General features: G+C 61.0%; 1 protein-coding gene. It reads left to right on the top strand.

Features of this window, described 5'->3' with window-relative positions; translation table 11 throughout:
• Positions 1 to 185: 185 nt before the first annotated feature.
• Positions 186 to 413 (top strand): redoxin domain-containing protein (locus AB4Y92_RS26135; protein ID WP_441822269.1); only part of this gene is annotated, 228 nt, incomplete at its 3' end.

Genomic DNA, 413 nt, shown 5'->3' with positions numbered 1-413 from the left:
ATTACGCGGAGCGCTTTCTGGCCGAGGCAGCAGCCTGAGCCGCAAGCACGAGCTGTCGCGGTCGACTTCGATCGATCGCGACGGTGTGGGGAGAAGCCGGTGTCGGGTCGCGAATATCCTGCGGCAGAGCGTTCCGTGTTAGCATGAGCCTTGTGCGACAAGGTCGTTGCGACAGGAGGCGTGTGATGATTCTCCAGCTCGGCAGTACAGCACCTGATTTCGAGGCCGAAACGACGGAAGGGCGAATGCGCTTCCACGACTGGATCGGCGATTCCTGGTGTGTGCTCTTCTCCCACCCCAAGGATTTCACGCCGGTCTGCACGACCGAGCTCGGCTACATGGCCAAGATCAAGCCCGAGTTCGATCGGCGCAACGTCAAGATCATCAGCTTCAGCGTCGACCCGGTCGGGAAC

The organism is Lysobacter sp. TAB13 (assembly GCF_052113885.1).
In the GTDB taxonomy this organism is placed as follows: Bacteria; Pseudomonadota; Gammaproteobacteria; order Xanthomonadales; family Xanthomonadaceae; genus Lysobacter; species Lysobacter gummosus.
Note: the sequence above shows the minus strand (reverse complement) of the source record. Positions and strands in the feature narration are given on the sequence as shown.